The following is a 19,306-nucleotide window of genomic DNA, read 5'->3' as shown; positions in this document are numbered from 1 at the left end:
AATCCTCATGCCTGCTCAAGGAATGCTCCCCCCGGGTCATGCCATCGCGACTGCGCACATCGGTCTCGGCAAGTCTCGCCCTGCTGGCATTGCACTGCGGTCATTGTTGGCCCCTGGCATGGCCCTGCTCGAACGCAGCAGGATCGGCCTCTGGTTACCACTCGGGCTGGCCCTCGGCGCCTGCGGCCTCGCCCTGGCCGAACAGCCAGCAAGCGCACTGGCCCTGATACCTGGCGTCCTCTATCTGGGGTGCGCGTGGCATCTTCGTGAGCGTCATCAACGCCATCTACAGATATTCTGGGACACTGAACTTGCACACCTGCTGCGCAGCTCCCGGGATGCCGACCCAGCGACGCTACTGGTGGCCGCCAGCATGCAACTGCGCAACAACGAACGCTTGCGCAGCGAAGTACAGTTCGCCAGTCGTGCGTTGGAGCAAATGTCTCAACAGGCCCGCGACCAAGGTGAGGAACAGAGCCAACGAATCGCCATGATCGCCGCCGCCAGCGAGCAGATCGATCAGACCCTGCACAGCATCGATGCTCTGGCCCAGGGCGCGTTGGCAGCCTTCGCCAACGCTCATACCCAGAGCGAAACCGGTTGTCTGGAGGCGCGTTCAGTAGGTGACAGCATGCGCGCCATTCAGCACAGCCTGGGTAATACCGCACACGCCGTGGAAGCACTGCTGCAGCGCACTACCGCAGTAGAAAGCACCGTCAATAGCATTCAGGCACTGGCCAAACAGACCCAGTTGTTGGCACTCAATGCCTCCATCGAAGCGGCCCGCGCCGGCGAGCACGGTCGCGGTTTCGCAGTGGTCGCCGATGAGGTCCGCAGCCTGGCCCAAGCCACCGACCGGGCTACCCACGAAATCACCACAGCCGCGACGGCGATCGCCATGGCCGTGCGCCAAGTGGATGGCGAGGTCAAGGAACACCGCGACCTGCTGGCAGCCGGTAGCCAACAGAGCGAGCAACTCGCCGCCAACCTCGACGACCTGGCTCAACATAGTCAGATCAATCTGCAACACCTCGGCGCCATGCAACAGGCGCTCAGTGAGCACCAGCGAGCCAATCATGCCCTCAGCGAACAGTTGCAACAGGTCAATGCCGCGGTGCAAGAGCAGCGTACACAAACCCATGCGCTGCACGACCTGACCCATTATCTCAACCAGCTCACCATCGGAAACCGCCCATGAACCTACAATTCGCCGCCGCATTCGATGGTGGGCAATCCCGACGAACCCGTCTGCCACAAAATGACGCGGGACTCAGACAGATGCTTTTGCTGGGGCTCGACCTCTTGCAAGGTCTGCAGCAGCATCGCGGTCTTGGCGGACAGACCACCCGCGAGGCACAACAGCGTTGCCAGGCACTGGGTCATTCGCTCGACCAACGCTGGAAAGAATGGCCGTATAGCGCACAGTGCCAGGCCTGGAACGCGTTACGCCGCGACCCAGCGGATTTCGAGGGCCATTGCCGGTTGCTGCAAGACCTGCTCGGCGCCATCCAGAACCTTGAACTGCGGCGCTGCGCGCTTAATTTGCAGCCCCCCAGCATCGCCGAGCGCTGTTGGGAGCTGGAAGACCTGGGACGGCTGCGCGGCCTGTCGGTGCGCGCCGCCGCCCATCAGAATTGCCCACTGCAAATGCTTGTTCAATTGCAGTACCTGCACGAGCGCTTGCTCAGGCATGCACCCCGCTCGCTGCACAACGCTCTCGAACAACTGCAATGCTGCCTGATCGGTACAACGACAGTGTCCATCTCCCCGGCGCAGTGCTACGCCCTGCTCACCCCATTGCTCGACGAACGCCTCGACGCCATCCGCCGGGATCTGGGCTGAGGCTCCATTCGACTACGCAACGGTGCAGAGGAGAGCCGTTTTAGTTCACCTCGCACCCAAGCTGCCCAAAAAGCGATCAGTGCTTCGCTCTCCCCCGGCCCTACGCCCCCTTCGATATCTTTTTAGAAAACATCACAAAACCACTTCAAGCCTTTGTACCAATTGATTTTTTTCGCATAAAAAAACTCGGACATAAACTTGGCAAGCCCTTTGCTACTACTGACTAACAGACTCATGCAGCACGCCAATGGCGACGTGCTGCACTTTCCGGACAACGGCGTCCGTCAGGTCCCTCTATCGAGGGTGCCTGGCGCACGCCGTTTTTTTTGCCCCTAAAAAAAGGATGTGGTTATGACTGATGAGCGTGACTCGCAACATCCGGTACACCCCGGCCGGCGCACCTTCCTGAAGCAATCCCTGGTGACGGCCGGTACCGTCGCCGGGATCGCCGCCCTCGATGTCATCGCGCCGGGCTTTCTGCGCAGCGCGGTCTGGGCTGCCGGCAGCGACGCGCCGGAGAAAGCTGCGCTGAAGGTCGGCTTCATTCCCCTCACCGATTGCGCGTCAGTCGTGGTGGCGGCAACCCAGGGTTTCGGCGAAAAATACGGCCTCACCATCACGCCAAGTAAAGAGGCGTCCTGGGCCGGCGTGCGCGACAAACTGCTCAACGGCGAACTGGATGCTGCCCATGTGCTCTACGGCCTGATCTATGGCGTGCAACTGGGCATCGGCGGGCCGCAGAAAGATATGGCCATGCTCATGGGACTGAACCAGAACGGCCAGGCGATCACCCTCTCCAAACAGCTGCAACAAGCGGGTGTGACCAATGGCGAGCAACTGGCCGCCAAGGTCAAGCAAGGCGGCACGCCACTGACCTTCGCCCAGACGTTCCCCACCGGCACCCATGCCATGTGGCTCAATTACTGGCTCGCCAGCCTCGGCATCAACCCGCTGACCGACGTGAAGACCATCGTGGTGCCACCGCCACAGATGGTCGCCAACATGCGCGTGGGCAACATGGACGGCTTCTGTGTCGGCGAGCCTTGGGGAGCCCGGGCGATTGCCGACAACATCGGCTTCACCGCTGTTACCACTCAGAAACTCTGGCCCGATCACCCGGAGAAAATCCTTGGCACCACCCGTGCCTTCGTCGAGCAATACCCCAACACCGCCCGGGCGCTGACCATGGCGGTGCTCGACGCCAGCCGGTTCATCGAGGCCAGCGTAGAGAACAAGAAAAGCACCGCCCAACTGATCGCCGGCAAGGCCTACGTGAATGCGCCCGTCGAAGTGATCGAACAACGCTTCCTCGGCCACTACGACGACGGGTTAGGTAAGCAATGGACGGACGAGCATGCAATGTCCTTCTGCAAGGATGGCAGCGTCAACTATCCCTACCTGTCGGACGGTATGTGGTTCCTCACTCAGTTCCGTCGCTGGGGCCTGCTCAAGGAGGATGTGGACTACGCCGGCGTGGCCAAGTCCATCAACCAGACAAAACTCTACGGCGAAGCCGCCAGCCAGCTTGGCCTGACTGTACCGGGCAGTCCGCTGCGCAGTAGCACCCTGATCGACGGCAAGGTCTGGGACGGCTCCAATCCGGCCGCCTATGCCAACTCCTTCACCATCAAAGCCTGACCGGAGTAACCCGCCATGAACGCCCCCCTCAAGTTGCCAGCGCCGCCCACCACTACGGCGAGTACCCAGCCAGAGCGTCGCTCTCCCCTCCTGAGCGGGTTGCGTCAACGCGCCAGGGATGGCATTGCCCCAATATTGGGTATCGCCCTGTTTCTCGCCGTCTGGGCGTTTATAGCCGCACGCAGTGAGGGCCTGCCCGGTCCGCTCGCTACCTGGTATTCAGCCCTGGAGCTGTTCAGCGCCCCCTTCTACGACAACGGTCCGAACGATATGGGCATCGGCTGGAACGTGCTGGCCTCTCTTGGCCGGGTCGGCATCGGCTTTGGCCTCGCCGCCCTGCTCGGTATCCCGCTGGGCTTCGCCATCGGCCGCTTCGCCTTCCTCGGCGGCATGTTCGCGCCGATCATCAGCCTGCTACGTCCGGTCTCGCCACTGGCGTGGTTGCCGATCGGCCTGTTGGTGTTCAAGGCCGCCGGCCCAGCATCGATCTGGGTGATTTTCATCAGCTCGATCTGGCCGATCATCCTCAATACCGCCGCAGGGGTCGCCAGCGTGCCGCAGGACTATCTGAACGTCGCGCGAGTGCTCAAGCTCAGCGAGTGGAAGGTGTTCACCCACATCCTGTTTCCTTCGGTGCTGCCGCATCTGATGACCGGTATTCGTCTGTCCATCGGCGTGGCGTGGCTGGTGATCGTCGCCGCAGAAATGCTCACCGGCGGTGTCGGCCTGGGCTTCTGGGTGTGGGACGAATGGAACAACCTCAATGTCGAGCACATTCTCATCGCCATCATCATCGTCGGTCTGGTCGGCCTGCTGCTCGAGCAGGGCCTGTTGTGGATCGCCAAACGCTTTGACTACACCAACTGAACCGACACGTGCGCACGGGTGTTTGGGTTGCCCGCACCTGACGCTTACCCGATGCAGGAGAACCGAGATGGCAAAATTCGTCGAGCTGACCCAGGTCAGCAAACACTTCGATACCAAAAAAGGCCGCTTCCAGGCCCTCAGCAACGTCAACCTGAGCATCGCTCGTGGCGAGTTCGTCTCGTTGATCGGCCATTCAGGCTGTGGCAAATCCACCGTGCTGAACCTGATCGCCGGTCTGCTTGAAGCCAATGGCGGCGGCTTGATATGCAATGGTCGCGAGATCGACGGTCCCGGCCCTGAGCGCGCAGTGGTGTTTCAAAACCACAGCCTGCTGCCCTGGCTGACTTGCTTCGGTAACGTGCACCTGGCCGTGGAGAAGGTATTCGGCAAACGCGAAAACAAGGCCGCGCTGAAGGCGCGTACCGAGGCGGCGCTGGCAATGGTCGGTCTTGAGCATGCCATGCACAAACACCCCAGCGAGATTTCCGGGGGCATGAAGCAGCGTGTCGGCATCGCCCGCGCGCTGGCCATGGAACCGAAAATACTGCTGATGGACGAACCCTTCGGCGCGCTCGACGCCCTCACCCGCGCGCACCTTCAGGACGAGCTGCTGCGTATCGTTGCCGCTACTCAGAGCACCGTGGTGATGGTCACCCATGATGTCGATGAGGCCGTCTTGCTTTCCGACCGCATCGTGATGATGACCAACGGGCCGGCGGCCACCGTCGGTGAGATCCTTAGCGTTGGCCTGGCAAAACCGCGCAATCGCCTGGTACTGGCCAACGACCCCGAGTACCACCGCTATCGCACGACGGTCCTCGAGTTTCTCTACCACCGCCAGCAAATGCCGGCGGCTTGAAAACGAAGTCCGAGGAAGCCCTCCGGCATTCCGATCTACTCACTTAAGAACGTTTTGAGTCAGTGAGAAACCTGTGCCGAGGGAGCTTGCTCCCGCTTGAGTGCGTAGCACTCACAAAAATCGGCAATCACCGCCAGATTTTTGGGGCCGCTACGCAGCCCAACGCGAGCAAGCTCGCTCGCCACTCTGCAACGCAACCCAAGGTGCACAGGTCGTTATGTATTGGTTTTCAACTTGGTCCACAGACGAGTGCTCAACCGCGCAATGGCGGCGGGCAGATCTTCTACGGTAAACAACTTGTCCATCACATGGTTTGGCGGGTAAATCGCCTGGTCCTGCTTCACGGCCGGAACAACATATTCATCCGCCGCGATGTTGGGGTTCGCGTAGTGGATGCTGTTGCTGATATTGGCAATGACTTGAGGGGTCAACAGGTAGTTCATGTAAGCGTAAGCATTCTTCTCGTGCGGCGCGCTTTTTGGCATGACGACCATGTCGAGCCAAAGGGTCGAACCTTCGTCAGGGATCGAATACGCGATTTCAATCCCGTTGTTGGCTTCCCTGGCGCTCGCTGCGGCCTGCACCACGTCGCCATTGAAACCGATCACGGCGCAGACGTTGCCATTAGCCAGATCGCTGATGTACTTGGAGGCGTGAAAATACTGGACGTAGGGTCTGATCTTGAGCAACGCCTGCTCGGCCTTCTTATAGTCCGCAGGCTCGTGGCTATGGGGCGGCAGTCCGAGGTAATTGAGGGTGATCGGCAGGATCTGCGTCGGGTTATCGATAATCGCCACACCGCACTCGCTTAGTTTCTTGATGTTGTTCTCATCAAAAAAAAGGCTCCAGGAGTGGGTGACATCGGTGTTGCCGAATATCGCCTTGATTTTCTCCACGTTGTAGCCAATACCCGCGGTGCCCCACATGTAGGGATAACCGTACTGATTGCCTGGATCGTTGACCTCCAGTTTTTTCATCAGCGCCGGGTCGAGGTTTTTCCAGTTGGGCAACTGACTTTTATCGAGCTTTTGAATGGCCCCTGCCTTGATCAATCTGGACAGAAAATGGTTCGAAGGACTGACCACGTCATAGCCCGTGTTACCCGTCATCAGTTTTGACTCCAGGACCTCGTTGCTGTCGTGAATGTCGTAAGTCGCCTTGATCCCCGTTTCCTTGGTGAAGTTGGTCAAGGTGTCATCGGCAATGTAGCCGTTCCAGTTGGAAATATTGACGGTTTCGGCGGCGTGGCTGGCGGCCGAAAGCGCCGTGAGCAGTACCATCAGGGAAATATTGTTGACGCGCATGTTCAATCACCTTTTTCAGGGGCTTTTATTATTTTGTGGCTTTCTGGATTTGTTGTTTTTTGCGGTTTTTTTAGATTTCTGTTCTGGCCCTGACCGCCTCCACGCGCATACGAAGCATGGCACCGATATCGAGCAATGGTCGGGGCGGGAGCCAGCCGGGCTGTGCTCTGTGCATCACCGACTGCAACATTGGCGAGCTGGCACCCGACGCCAGTTCGGCGAGCAGGCGTCCCCACAGCGTGCCGCGCGCGACCCCCGAACCATTGCATCCGGCGACGGCGAACAGCCCCTCTTCGACCTTGGCAAAATAAGGTTGCCCGGAGCGTGAGGCGCTCAGGTGTCCGGTCCAGGTGTATTGAATATCCTGCTCGGTCAACCACGGGAAACGTCGTTGCAGGCCCAGCACATGGTGCTTTCGACGGATCAGGAGATCACTGTCGGACAAATCCCGAGAGCGGTATTCGGCGGTATTGCGGATCATCACGCGGCGATCCGGGGTCAGCCGCACCGTGGCGCCGAGTGGACGGGTGGACAACACACCCCAAGGCTCCACGCCGCCGAAGGCTCGGAACTCTTCGTCGCTGAGCGGCCGCGTGAGGCTGGCGCTGAGCTCCATCGGGAACGTTGCGCTGCCATCGATCCCCGCGCGCGGGATGAAGGCGTTCAAGCAAACCAGCACCTGCTTGGCCTCAATGCTGCCATCGATGCCATTAGCGCGAATGCGCCCTTGGCCCAAACGCTCCAGGCCGGTGATATCGGTGTTTTCGTAGAGGGTCACAGTGTCCGGCAGCGCATTCAGCAGGCCCTTCACGTATTTCGCCGGTTGAAGCAATGCGTTGCCATGACCACACCAGATCGCGGCCTGGTAATGCCGGGTACCCAGTTTCTGGCTCAACTGTTCACCTTGCAGAAACTGCGCAGAGGCACCGAGGGCTCGTAGCGTCGCCAGTTTGGCCTCGACATGGGTTAGCTTGGCGCGATCGCTGACCGCAAAGTAATAGCCACAGTCCCTGAAGTCGCACGCGATGTCATGCCGAGTAATGCGCTGGCGTACTTCCTCGCTGGCGGCCCGTGAAATCGAGGTGTCGATTTCAAAACCAGCGAACCCCTCACCGCCAATCAGTTCATCGTTGCCCGGATGTTCGTGGGCCACCACGAATCCTGAGTTACGCGCCGAAGCCCCTTGCGCTGCTCGCTGCCTGTCGACGACCACGATGCGTGCCTGAGGGTGCATTTGCGCCAGCGTGTGAGCGGCACACAGGCCGGTGATGCCGGCACCGATGACCAGCCAATCGGCTTTTTGCGTGCCGCTCAGCCGCGCGCGACCGGCTGAACTTCCAGCTTGCGCAATCCAGCCACAGATATTTTCCATGCGTCACCTCGATTTGACTGTCATTCTGCCAACCGCCTCTATCCTCACGCATGCGCTAATCGCATGAGCTGTTTGATATGACGGTGGCCAGAGCTAGAATCTATAAGGTCAACACCCCTACAACCAACGTTATAAAATCATTGAGACATTCTGAAAACGCATGGATAAACTTCGCCACCTACCCTCCCTTCAGGCCTTGCAGGCATTGGTGGAGGTCGCTGATTCGGGCAGCTTCACCCAAGCGGCGCAAAAGCTCTGCCTGACCCAAAGCGCAGTGAGCCGAAAAATTCAGCAGTTGGAGAGTCACTTCGGCGTACCGATGTTCGTGAGGAACAGCCGCAGCATTCGACTGACCGCAGAGGGCGAACAGGTGCTTGGCAGCGCCCGGAATATTTTCGAGCAGTTGAAAACACTCCAGGATCGGCTTTCTCCGCACAAGCGCCCCTTTCGCATACGCATGCACGTATCGCTGGCGGTTCGTTGGTTGCTGCCCAAGCTGAGCGATTTCTACCGGCTTCACCCGCACGTATCCTTGTCGATCGAAACCGTCGCGACGGAAATCGTCGAGCCGGCGAGCGACAGCGACGCCTACATCCTCTACCTGCCCGAACCATCCAGCGATCCTGATTGCCTGACCTTGTTCGAAGAGGCGCTGGTGCCGGTGTGCGCCCCGAACCTGGCCAGCGCAACCCAGCCATTGGCGTCGGTAGAAGATCTCGTGCACTTCCCGCTGCTTCATCGCTCAGCAGACAAACAAGCCTGGATTGACTGGCTGGCAGCCAATGGCGGCAAGTCGCTGGAGGATTACAGGCACATCCCCTTCAACCTCGACGAGTTGGCACTTGATGCCGCGGCGCGAGGTTTGGGGGTGGCCGTGACCGATATGACCCTGGCAGAGGAATCCATCGGTCGTGGTGTGCTCGTCATCCCGTTCGGCCAACCCTTGAAGACCCGGGGGGTCTATTCGTTGTGCCCGCAACCCTCGGCCGCTTCGCATCCAGCTTGCTTGCCGATCATGCAATGGTTCGCCCGGCAGGCCGAACAGGACGAAGGCTGAAGCTGGACGGCGGCGGCCAAGGGCCGAGTCCGCGACTTTATCCGGCGGCCCCGCTCCGCACGCGGTCGCCATCGGGCAGCATACGGGTGCCGGTCATACGTTTCGCCGCTACAATGCGCACCTTGACCGTGACAAGCCAGACTAAAAAAATGTCCCTACCCAAACATCACCTGGAACTGCTCAGCCCCGCCCGCGACGTGGCCATCGCCCGCGAGGCCATCCTGCATGGCGCCGACGCCGTGTACATCGGGGGTCCGAGTTTCGGTGCCCGCCACAACGCCTGTAACGAGGTGAGCGATATCGCCCAATTGGTGGAATTCGCCCGTCGCTACCACGCCCGGGTCTTCACCACCATCAACACGATCCTGCACGACAACGAGTTGGAGCCGGCCCGCAAGCTGATCCACCAGTTGTACGACGCCGGCGTCGACGCGCTGATCGTCCAGGACCTGGGCGTGATGGAGCTGGACATTCCGCCGATCGAGTTGCACGCCAGCACCCAGACCGACATCCGCACCCTGGCGCGGGCGCAGTTCCTCGACCAGGCTGGCTTCTCCCAATTGGTACTGGCCCGCGAGCTGAACCTCAAAGAGATCCGCGCCATCGCCGACGAAACTGATGCGGCGATCGAGTTCTTCATCCATGGCGCGCTGTGTGTGGCGTTCTCCGGTCAGTGCAACATCTCCCACGCGCAGACCGGCCGAAGCGCCAACCGTGGCGACTGCTCCCAGGCTTGCCGCCTGCCGTACACCCTCAAGGACGAAAAAGGCGGTGTGATCGCTTACGAAAAACACTTGCTGTCGATGAAGGACAACAACCAGAGCGCCAACATACGCGCGCTGGTGGAAGCCGGCGTGCGCTCGTTCAAGATCGAGGGTCGCTACAAAGACATGGGCTATGTGAAGAACATCACCGCCTACTATCGCCAGCGCCTGGACGACGTCCTCGAAGACCGCACCGACCTTGCCCGCGCGTCCAGCGGCCGCACCGCGCACTTCTTCCTGCCCGACCCGGAAAAGACCTTCCACCGTGGCAGCACCGACTACTTCGTCAGCGACCGCAAGATCGACATCGGCGCCTTCGACACACCGACCTTCACCGGCCTGCCGGTGGGCGTGGTGGAGAAAGTCGGCAAGCGCGATCTGCTGGTGGTCACCCACGAACCGCTGTCCAACGGCGACGGCCTCAATGTGCTGGTCAAGCGTGAGGTGGTGGGCTGGCGCACCAACATCGCCGAGCCGAAGGGCGAGTTCGAAGAGGACGGGGAAAAGCGCTACCGCTATCGTGTGGAGCCCAATGAGATGCCGAAGGGGTTGCACCAGTTGCGGCCGAATCACCCACTGAGCCGCAACCTCGACCACAACTGGCAGCAGGCCCTGCTCAAGACCTCCGCCGAGCGCCGGGTGGGTCTTGCCTGGGTCGCTCGCCTGCGTGAGGATCACCTGGAGCTGACGGCCACCAGCGAGGAAGGTGTCAGCGCCACTGTCGCCCTGGACGGTCCATTCGGCCTGGCCAACAAGCCGGAACAGGCCCTGGAACAGCTGCACGACCTGCTCGGCCAACTGGGCACCACGCAGTACCACGCCACAGCGATTGAGCTGGATGCACCGCAGGCGTATTTCCTCCCCAACTCGCAGCTCAAGGCCTTGCGCCGCGAAGTCATCGAAGCGCTGACCGCTGCCCGCATCAAGGCCCACCCACGAGGTGGTCGCAAGGCCGAGACCGATCCGCCACCGGTGTACCCGGAATCGCACCTGTCGTTCCTGGCCAACGTCTACAACCAGAAAGCCCGCGACTTCTATCACCGTCACGGCGTCAAGCTGATCGACGCGGCCTATGAGGCTCACGAGGAGACCGGCGAGGTGCCGGTGATGATCACCAAGCACTGCCTGCGTTTCTCCTTCAACCTCTGCCCCAAGCAGGCCAAGGGCGTCACCGGCGTGCGCACCAAAGTCGCGCCGATGCAGTTGGTGCACGGTGACGAGGTGTTGACGCTGAAGTTCGACTGCAAGCCTTGCGAGATGCACGTGATCGGCAAAATGAAGGGGCACATCCTCGACCTGCCGCAACCGGGCAGCGTGGTGCAGCAAGTCGTCGGTCACATCAGCCCCGAAGACCTGCTCAAGACCATCCCTCGCGCGCCCCACTGAGTGACTTGCGAGCGCGGCGCTACGGCGCTGCGTTCGCAAGACAGCTGAATGTCAAAGGCGTCACCAAGAAGGATTTGCAGGCATAAAAAAACGCCGGATCGGCGTTGGCGCTTTCTGTAAAGACAACTCTCCGGGACTCCCGCACTACCTGCCGGCGGAGCCATACTTGGATGAGTATAAGGAAAATGGCAGGGGCGGCTGGATTCGAACCAACGCATGGCAGGATCAAAACCTGCTGCCTTACCGCTTGGCGACGCCCCTGTATCTGTTGCTGCGAGTGCCTGCACTGAGTTTTCAGGCGGGCAACACGAGATGCTGCGTCCTTGCGCTACAAGCCCCCTGTGAGGGCCTCTGCAAGAACGGGCGGAAATTTATCAACTTTCGCTTCGCCTGGGAAGGCCAAAACAAAAATATATTTGTTTTAAAACAGACGCTTACTCTTGATCCTGGAGGGCGCCATGGCAGCTGTTACTGATTCACTGAAGCTGTTTCTCGCCGGCGATGTCATGACCGCCCGTGGCATCGACTCAATACTGCCGCATCCTGGCGATCCGCGACTTTACGAAGACTACGTCAAGAATGCCGGCGTTTACGTCCGGCTGGCAGAAAGACTCAATGGTCCGATTCCCCTCCCCGTCGATTTCGCCTATGTCTGGGGCGCTGCGCTGGATGAGTTTGAACTTCGCCAGCCACACGCCCGCATCATCAATCTGGAAACTGCGGTGTCCCGCCGTGGACGACCGGAGCAAAAGGGCATCAATTACCGCATGACCCCGGAGAACTTCCCGGTCATCAGCGCAGCTGGCATCGACTGCTGCGTGCTGGCCAACAACCATGTGCTGGACTGGGGAGCCGCCGGTCTGGCCGATACGCTGGATACCTTGTCGAGCAACGGCATGTGCAGCGCCGGCGCCGGGCACAACCGGCAATCGGCTGAAGCGCCCGCCGTGCTGCCGCAGCCTGACGGGCGGCGCTTGCTGGTGTTTGGCCTCGGCGCCCCCGACAGCGGCATTGGGCAGGACTGGGCCGCCACGGACAGACGCGCAGGTGTCGCGCGGCTGGAAGATCTGTCGATGCAAAGCCTGCGCCCTGTGGCCAAACGAATTCTTGAGGGCAAAAAACCGGGAGATCTGGTGGTCGCCTCCATTCACTGGGGTGGCAACTGGGGGTTCGATATCCCGCGCGAGCAGATCCGGTTCGCCCATGCCTTGATCGACGAGGCCGGAGTTGACGTGGTGCACGGGCATTCTTCACACCACGTCAAGGGCATCGAGGTGTACCGCGAACGCCTGATTCTCTATGGCTGCGGTGATCTGCTGAACGACTACGAAGGCATCGAGGGCCACACAGCCTTTCGCGGCGACCTGGGCCTTCTGTACTTTGCCTCGCTGGCCCCAAACGGGCACCTGCAGTCGCTGGACCTGATACCCACCCGCCTCTGTCGCTTTCGCATCTGTCACGCCGAAGGGGATGACCGTCAATGGCTGCACGACACCCTTTCTCGCGAGTGTGCACGCTTGGGCAGCAGCATCCAGCCGGGCGCGAAAAATGCCTTCGAGTTGTGTTGGTAAGAACGTCTGAAAACAAGAAAACCTTCAGTCATGCCTACTTTTGTGGCGAGCGAGCTTGCTCGCGCTGGGCTGCGTAGCGGCCCCAAAATCTGATAACAATCGCCGATTTCTGTGAGTGCTCCGCACTCAAGCGGGAGCAAGCTCCCTCGCCACAGGTTTCCCACTGACCCAAGACTCTCTTGAATGAACAGCGTCGGGCAACCTTCCCGGTTTTTTTTCGTTTCTGCGTCGTTTTTGCATTTCTGTGCGACAGATCCCGCTTCAGGGACTCCCGTGCCACTTCCTGATGGTGTTAGTTTGGACAAGTTCCTGTCTGATCGATCAGATAGCTCTCACCAACCGCCTGCAAAGGAATGCCCCTGCAATGGATTTTTCACTCAAACACCTGGCCGCGACAACCCTGATGCTGGCCAGCCTTTCGTCGTTCACCACGTCAGCGCACGCCAACATCACCCCGCAACAGAGCGCGACCATCCTCAAGACTTTCAGTGACGCATCGGTAACGGATTTCAGGCAGTTCCTGGGACGCCTGGCCAAAAGCGACCTTGCCAAAACCAACGACCTCGGCCCGGCAATCAGTGCCTTCCAGGGCAACAAGCCCCTTTCCCCTGAACAGCAGAATGAAATCCATCGCCTGCTTGGCCTCTATGCACGGGTGAAATACGGCAGTGCTGCCACTGAGACCCTGCGTGAACTGGTGGCAATCCCGACTTTCCGCGTGGACGGCGTTGCCCAGCACGATAATCCGGAATTCATCAAGATCGCCGACAAGCTCAAGGACCTCGCTCAAGCCTTCAACCTGAACTTTCGCAACGTCGACAACCGCGTCTATGAGATTTCCCTCGCAGGCAACGGCGATGAAGTCGTGGGCATTCATGCGCATGCCGATGTGGTGCCCGTGACACCGGAGAACTGGGTCCTGAAAGACGGCACCCGACTTGATCCATTCAAGGTCACCCTGGTCGGCGATCGCATGTATGGCCGGGGCACCGAGGATGACAAGAACGGCATTGTGGTGGCGCTCTACGCCATGAAAATCATCAAGGAAGAGAAGCTACCACTGGCGAGGAATTTCAAGCTGCTGGTAGACACCACCGAAGAAACCACCGGCGACGCCATCCCCTATTACTTCGAACACAACCCGACACCCAACTACAACCTGGCGCTGGATGGCGGCTACCCGGTGGTGATTGCCGAAAAAGGCTACGGCACCGTCATGGCGAGCTTTTCCCGGCGTAAGGCAGAGGGCAAAGGCGCAGAAATCACTGCAATGACCGGCGGCCTGGCAACCAACCAGATTCCATCGACGTCAGTCGCCACCCTGGTGACTGACAAGCCCGCCGAATTGGCCGCCAGCCTGCAGAAAGCCGGTACTGATTATGCCAAGCGCAATGGCGGCAACTTCGAGGTGAGCGCCAAGGTCGTCGGCAAGGACGTCATGCTGACGGTCACCGGCGTTTCCGCCCACTCCTCCGAGCCCGAATCAGGCGTCAACCCGGTGGCAAGGATGCTGGACTTCATCAACAGCCTCGACGGGAAGGTCGCGCTCAAGCACAACCACATTACCGATGCCGCCCGTTATGCCGCCGACAACTGGGGGCTGGACTACCTGGGTGGCAAATTGGGGGTCGGCTTTTCCGATGCCTTCATGGGACCGCTGACTACATCCCTGACCTATGTCGGCATGGATGAAAAAGCCTTCAAGCTTGCAGTCAACCTGCGCGTGCCGAAGGGCAAATCCCCGGAAGTGCTCAAGACCGAAATTGCCGACAAGCTTGGCGCCTGGAGCAAGAAGACCCACATCGCGGCTTCCTTTGACTACTCGGTCGCCGAGCCGATGCACCGCAACCCTGAGGGTGAATGGGTCAAGGCCCTGCTGGCCGTGTCCAGCGAAAACCTTGGCATGGAACACAAGTTCGGCACCTCCGCTGGCGCCACTTCGGTCCATGAGTTGCCCAATGGCGTGCAGTTCGGCCTGGCCAGACCCGAGCTCAAGTACACCGGCCACAACGACAACGAGTTCAAGACCGTCGACCAGTTCCTGCTGGACCTGCAGATCGTGACCGAAATGCTCGGGCGCATCGGGCAGTTGCCGAAACTCTGATCCTGCTTTCGGACCCGCCATGCTGGCGGGTCTGTCAGTCAGTCAAGACGTAATGTTATCCGTAGCAGCTGAAATTGCCTGGAGTTCAGTGGAACTCCATCTAGCCATCAATGGAACGGGAAACGAGACTTGCACCGTAAGTGTCTGCCAAACACATCCGCCTCTTGAGTTTTCACGCAGCTTGAAAAAGTTATGCGAATGGAGCCAGATCGCCTTTAAATATCAACTCCCCCCATGTCTCTTCGCCTGGATCTATTTATGCCGCTGAGCTTTCATAAAATGCACGCCAATGGCGATGACTTCGTTGTTGTGGACTCGCGAAATTCGGCCAATCCAATCACAAGTACCATGGCTCGGCGAATGGGTGATCGGCACCGAGGCATCGGATTCAATCAACTCGCGGTGGTGCTCGATTGCGATGATGCAGTTGCGCGCTTGATGTTCTGGAATGCCGATGGCTCCACGCTGGATGCTTGTGGCAGCGCAACGCGGGGGGCCGCGGATATGCTGATGCGCGAATCAAATGTTACTTCGATAGCGCTGCGAACCAACCGAGGTCTACTCACCTGCGAGCGAACTTCAACCGGTGCGATTTCCGTCAACATGGGGGAGCCGCTTTTCGGCTGGTCGGATATTCCCCTGGCCCGGGAACTGGACACTGCCGTTTTGCCGCTTGCGGGTGGCCCGGCAGCGTGCAGTATGGGAAATCCGCACTGCACCTATTTTGTCGATGATCTTACAGCCGTTGATATAGCAACCCTCGGACCAACCATTGAAACCAACACTCTTTTTCCCCTCAGGACGAACGTGCATTTCGTCCAGATCATTAACCGAAAATACATTCGGTTGCGCATTTGGGAGCGCGGCGGTGGTATTCCGCTCGGTTCAGGTTCCTGCTCTTGTGGCGCCGCTGTTAATGGCATTCGTCGTGGTTTGTTAGACCATTGCGTCGAGGTTGAATGTGATGGCGGAACTGTAACTGTTGAATGGGATGGTGTGGGACCGGTCTTTCTCACCGGGCCGGTAGAGACAACTTTTTCGGGAACTGTTCACGACAGCCTCTCCTTAAGCCAATGAACCGGCGGCTATCGCATAACTGACCTATTCTGAGTCAACCACAAGCAATCAACTCTGAGGTACCCGAATTCGTTACAGCAATGGAGGCTGAATGATGAAGGAGCATTCGATTGAGTTTCGCGCTGGAGATGGGCGTACACCCCACTCTGCGCCTCTGGTCATGACCCAAGCCACTAAATCTTCCACGACCAATAGCCGCATCGAGCTTTACACCCAGGAGCCGATGGTCAACTGGCTAGGTCCGTTTCAGCTAATGCGCACGGGCTTGCAATCGGCTGTGGCCACCACGATGGGTGCCTTCGCTGACCCACGCGATGTGTCGGCCATGCTCAACCCTCGAAACGCTAACCCGCCCATCCCGGTGCCTGCCGACGGTGACCTGTGGGTCGACTATCTGGCCGATACCGGCGATGGCTGGGACTCCACCTATTCCATGGCCCTGTGCGTCAGCCAGGACGTCAAGTTGCCGGAGTACCCGCTCACCCTGCCGCGCGGCGACGTGCTGCTGCTCGGCGGCGATCAGGTCTATCCCACACCGGCCCAATCCGGCTACCGCACCCGCTTCCTGGATCCCTTCCGCGCCGCCTTTCCCGCGCCGGTACCCAAGGTGCGCCCTAATGATCAGGATCAGCCCGTGCCGCAGCCCGGGGCGCCGTGGATAGTGGCGACGCCCGGCAACCACGATTGGTATGACGGTCTGCGCGGCTTCTCCCAACTGTTTTGCGAGCAAAAGCCCATTGGCGGCTGGGAAACCCGCCAGCGCACCAGTTACTACGTGCTGCAACTGCCCAATGGCTGGTGGGTCTGGGGCCTGGACCTGCAATTGGAGTCCATGATCGATCGAGAGCAGAAACGATACTTCAAAGAAATGCACGCCAAACTGCAGCCAGGCGACCGCGTGATCCTCTGTGCGCCCGAGCCGAGCTGGGTGGACGAGGCCGAACGTCTGGCACGCGAGGAGAGCAAGGCCTTGCCCTCGATCGAAACCCAGACGCCGCGCTTCCGCAGCCTGCGCGAGATCGAAGAGCTCCTGGGTGACCACTTGGCGGTCGTTTTGGCCGGAGACTCGCACCACTACGCGCGCTACCAGCCAAAAGCGGGCACCCAGGCGCCGCAGCGCATCACCTGCGGAGGCGGTGGCGCCTTCTTGAATGGCACGCATCAGTTGCCAGATCCGCCCAAGCCGATCAACGTCGGCGGGACCCGGCAGCACTATGACCTGGCCGCCGTCTACCCGGACAAAAAGACCTCCGAGCAACTGCGTAATCGGGCCTGGCGGCTACCCACCCGCAACCTCTCGTTCTGCGGCATGTTGGCCATCTTGTACCTGCTGTTCGACTGGATGGTACAAAGTGCCAGTAAAGTCCCTCACCCGGCGCGAGATAACCGCAGCCTGATGGAGGAATTGTCTCGCCTCGAAGCGTCTATTCCTAACCTCCTCGAAGCGTGGCGACAGCTTTTTCTGGTCATGGCTTACAGTCCTTCGTCGGTCATGCTCGCCGTGACCATTGTGCTGGGTTGCGCAGTGTTCTCAGCCGCCGGAGTCAAGCGCACCCGAAAGCTCGCCTATGCCGTCGGAGCCGCTCACGGGTTGCTTCACTTGGGGCTGGCGATCGGCCTGCTGTGGCTCATGGGCCGTGTCAACATCTACTACTTTCAATTGGAGGTAGACGACCTACAACAAGTCTTGTTGTTTCTGTCCGGGACGCTGCTGTTCGGCGGCGTTTTGGGAGGCCTGCTGTTCGGTGCCTGGATGGTGATAGGCAACACCTTATGGGGCCTGCATAGCGAGGTGGTTTTTTCCTCGCAATGCATCGCCGACCACAAATGCTTCCTGCGCATGCACTTCAAAGGCGACCAACTCACCATTTACCCCCTCAAGTTGGAGAAGGTCTGCCGGCGCTGGTCCGTGGCATCAGGAGTCGCCAAACTGGCGAAGGTGCAGCGCACCTGGAGGCTTCGGGCAACGCCTGAAAGCACTGGCCCGCGCTTCGTGCCAGCCTCGGGTGCGCTCGAACTGCAACTGATCGAGCCGCCCATCGAAATTGGGCGTGAGTAAACCGCTTTTCGCAGGCGCCAGGCTGACCGGCGAAGACGCTCTCAAGGACGCCTTCGCCGGCAAGCCTGACGCCTGCATGGGTTGGGATTCATCTCAGACCTGAACAATTTACAAACGGAATATGACACTCCCCTCCTTCTCGCAATCCCGTCTCCCCCTCCCCAATAGTCTGAAACTCCCACCCCGCCTGGGAGTTTCGGTCGATGCGCAATCCCCGGCGCTTATCCATAGTTGCGACCAAAGGTCAACGGTCAGGCCTAGATGACCGCAATTGCCCAGGTAAACGTAATGACTATTCAGGAACAAAACTCATTGCTGACCAGTGCTCTGAGCGTGGTCGGGAGCGGCGCGAACGTTTCGCTGGACGAAACGGCCGGTTTGCAGAATGCCACCGCCACTTCAACCCCTGCGGGAGATGCTGACGACAACGACATTCTCGTGGCATCCCTGCCCTCGACCTTCGCTACCCGTTTGACCGCACTGGGTGCCGGTACAGCAACGGGTGCAGCGTTGAGTGGCTACACCGGTGCCGTGGGCAACACCGGCAGCAATGCGTTCACCGTCACCGCCGACCCCGGAGCCAGCATTACCAATATCAGCTTCGTCGACAGCGCTGGTGCACCGCTCAATGGTCTGGACAGCGGTCTGGATACCCTCAATGGCACCAGCATCTTTCTCTATACGGATGCGAACAACGACAACATCGTTCTGGGCCGAGCCGGTGGCGCGACCGGCGCGATCGTGTTCGCTGCCTATATCGAAGAAACCGGATCACCGGTTTCGGGCGGCAAGATCTGGACCGTGGAGTACCAACCGCTCAAGCATACAGATGCTACAAACGCCGATGATTCGCTCAATCTGCTGAATAAGGTTTTCATCGGCGCCAGTCAGGACCTGGAATTCAGCCTGGCCAATGCGCCCTCCGGTCAGAACCTGTTCCTGATGTTCACCAAAGCGAACCCGGCAACTGAAACTGTCAGTGGTGTCGTACGGATCACGGATCCCGTCATCATCGCCACCGGAAAGAACCCCGCAGACCAGTCAAGTGGCGTCAATATAACGACTGGCGACACGATCAATACCAGCCAGGCGGGTGGCCCGACCACCTTCGGCACCAACAACCAGATGATTACGGAACAGGAAGGCATCCGCTATTCGTTCGTCACCGGTGCCAGGCAGGATATGACCATTCCTAACCTGGATCAGAACGAAGCAGATGTTGAATCCAACATCGACTTTACCGGCGTCTTCAATGCAAGGATGGCTAATTTCGACGTCGTACAGTTGCAAAGCGGCAAGACTGCAGTCGTAAAAATCAGCGCATTCACCACCGCTGTTGAATCTGGCGCGGCTTTCATCAATGGCTATGCGGGTGATGCGTCGATTGCCATCACCAATGTTCGGGT

Annotated in this window: 14 protein-coding genes and 1 tRNA gene; 12 read left to right on the top strand and 3 right to left on the bottom strand. The window is 59.6% G+C overall.

Annotation, left to right across the window (positions count from 1 at the left end; all coding sequences use genetic code 11):
- Window positions 1-7 precede the first annotated feature (7 nt).
- From PMI18_RS01665 to PMI18_RS01685, 5 genes are all read left to right on the top strand, one after another.
- Window positions 8-1,198, top strand: a complete 1,191-nt coding sequence (locus PMI18_RS01665) for a methyl-accepting chemotaxis protein (RefSeq protein ID WP_007907335.1) — start codon at window positions 8-10, stop codon at window positions 1,196-1,198.
- Window positions 1,195-1,842, top strand: coding sequence for a hypothetical protein (locus PMI18_RS01670; protein ID WP_007907334.1), 648 nt, complete (start codon window positions 1,195-1,197; stop codon window positions 1,840-1,842). Before PMI18_RS01665 ends, PMI18_RS01670 begins: the two co-directional genes overlap by 4 nt.
- 351 nt (window positions 1,843-2,193) lie before the next feature.
- Complete coding sequence (locus PMI18_RS01675) at window positions 2,194-3,480, top strand: CmpA/NrtA family ABC transporter substrate-binding protein (RefSeq protein WP_007907333.1); 1,287 nt, start codon at window positions 2,194-2,196, stop codon at window positions 3,478-3,480.
- A 15-nt stretch (window positions 3,481-3,495) separates the two neighbouring features.
- Window positions 3,496-4,347 (top strand): nitrate ABC transporter permease, encoded by an 852-nt coding sequence (ntrB, locus tag PMI18_RS01680; protein WP_007907331.1) that lies wholly within the window; start codon window positions 3,496-3,498, stop codon window positions 4,345-4,347.
- A gap of 67 nt (window positions 4,348-4,414) precedes the next feature.
- Window positions 4,415-5,206 carry an ABC transporter ATP-binding protein gene (locus PMI18_RS01685; protein ID WP_007907329.1) on the top strand — a complete coding sequence of 264 codons (792 nt, stop codon included), beginning with the start codon at window positions 4,415-4,417 and terminating at the stop codon, window positions 5,204-5,206.
- A 215-nt stretch (window positions 5,207-5,421) separates the two neighbouring features.
- Here the strand turns inward: PMI18_RS01685 and PMI18_RS01690 are convergent, their stop codons facing one another.
- Both PMI18_RS01690 and PMI18_RS01695 read right to left on the bottom strand, forming a co-directional pair.
- Entirely contained in the window at window positions 5,422-6,510 is a 1,089-nt protein-coding gene (locus PMI18_RS01690; RefSeq protein WP_007907319.1) for a polyamine ABC transporter substrate-binding protein, read from the bottom strand.
- Between the two features lie 70 nt (window positions 6,511-6,580).
- On the bottom strand, window positions 6,581-7,882 hold the full coding sequence (locus tag PMI18_RS01695) for an NAD(P)/FAD-dependent oxidoreductase (protein ID WP_007907317.1): 1,302 nt from the start codon (window positions 7,880-7,882) through the stop codon (window positions 6,581-6,583).
- Window positions 7,883-8,042: 160 nt separating this feature from the next.
- On the opposite strand from PMI18_RS01695, the gene PMI18_RS01700 reads away from it, so the two are divergent.
- Together PMI18_RS01700 and PMI18_RS01705 are read left to right on the top strand one after the other, a co-directional pair.
- Window positions 8,043-8,939 carry a LysR substrate-binding domain-containing protein gene (locus PMI18_RS01700; protein WP_007907316.1) on the top strand — a complete coding sequence of 299 codons (897 nt, stop codon included), beginning with the start codon at window positions 8,043-8,045 and terminating at the stop codon, window positions 8,937-8,939.
- Window positions 8,940-9,088: 149 nt separating this feature from the next.
- Window positions 9,089-11,089, top strand: a complete 2,001-nt coding sequence (locus tag PMI18_RS01705) for a peptidase U32 family protein (protein WP_033036900.1) — start codon at window positions 9,089-9,091, stop codon at window positions 11,087-11,089.
- A 186-nt stretch (window positions 11,090-11,275) separates the two neighbouring features.
- Here the strand turns inward: PMI18_RS01705 and PMI18_RS01710 are convergent.
- Window positions 11,276-11,350, bottom strand: a tRNA-Gln gene (locus tag PMI18_RS01710).
- A gap of 197 nt (window positions 11,351-11,547) precedes the next feature.
- Here PMI18_RS01710 and PMI18_RS01715 point away from each other — a divergent pair.
- From PMI18_RS01715 to PMI18_RS01735, 5 genes are all read left to right on the top strand, one after another.
- Entirely contained in the window at window positions 11,548-12,660 is a 1,113-nt protein-coding gene (locus PMI18_RS01715; protein ID WP_007907313.1) for a CapA family protein, read from the top strand.
- Between the two features lie 364 nt (window positions 12,661-13,024).
- Entirely contained in the window at window positions 13,025-14,764 is a 1,740-nt protein-coding gene (locus tag PMI18_RS01720; RefSeq protein WP_007907311.1) for a dipeptidase, read from the top strand.
- Window positions 14,765-15,022: 258 nt separating this feature from the next.
- Entirely contained in the window at window positions 15,023-15,841 is an 819-nt protein-coding gene (dapF, locus tag PMI18_RS01725; RefSeq protein ID WP_007907307.1) for a diaminopimelate epimerase, read from the top strand.
- A gap of 94 nt (window positions 15,842-15,935) precedes the next feature.
- Window positions 15,936-17,900: a metallophosphoesterase gene (locus PMI18_RS01730; protein WP_007907305.1), complete on the top strand. Its 1,965-nt coding sequence runs from the start codon at window positions 15,936-15,938 to the stop codon at window positions 17,898-17,900.
- Between the two features lie 288 nt (window positions 17,901-18,188).
- The coding region (locus PMI18_RS01735; RefSeq protein WP_443200883.1) for a DUF5801 repeats-in-toxin domain-containing protein at window positions 18,189-19,306 on the top strand (1,118 nt) is incomplete at its 3' end.

This window comes from Pseudomonas sp. GM102, from assembly GCF_000282555.1.
Taxonomy (GTDB): domain Bacteria; phylum Pseudomonadota; class Gammaproteobacteria; order Pseudomonadales; family Pseudomonadaceae; genus Aquipseudomonas.
The sequence above is the reverse complement of the archived record's forward strand: the minus strand, read 5'-3'. Positions and strand labels throughout refer to the sequence as shown.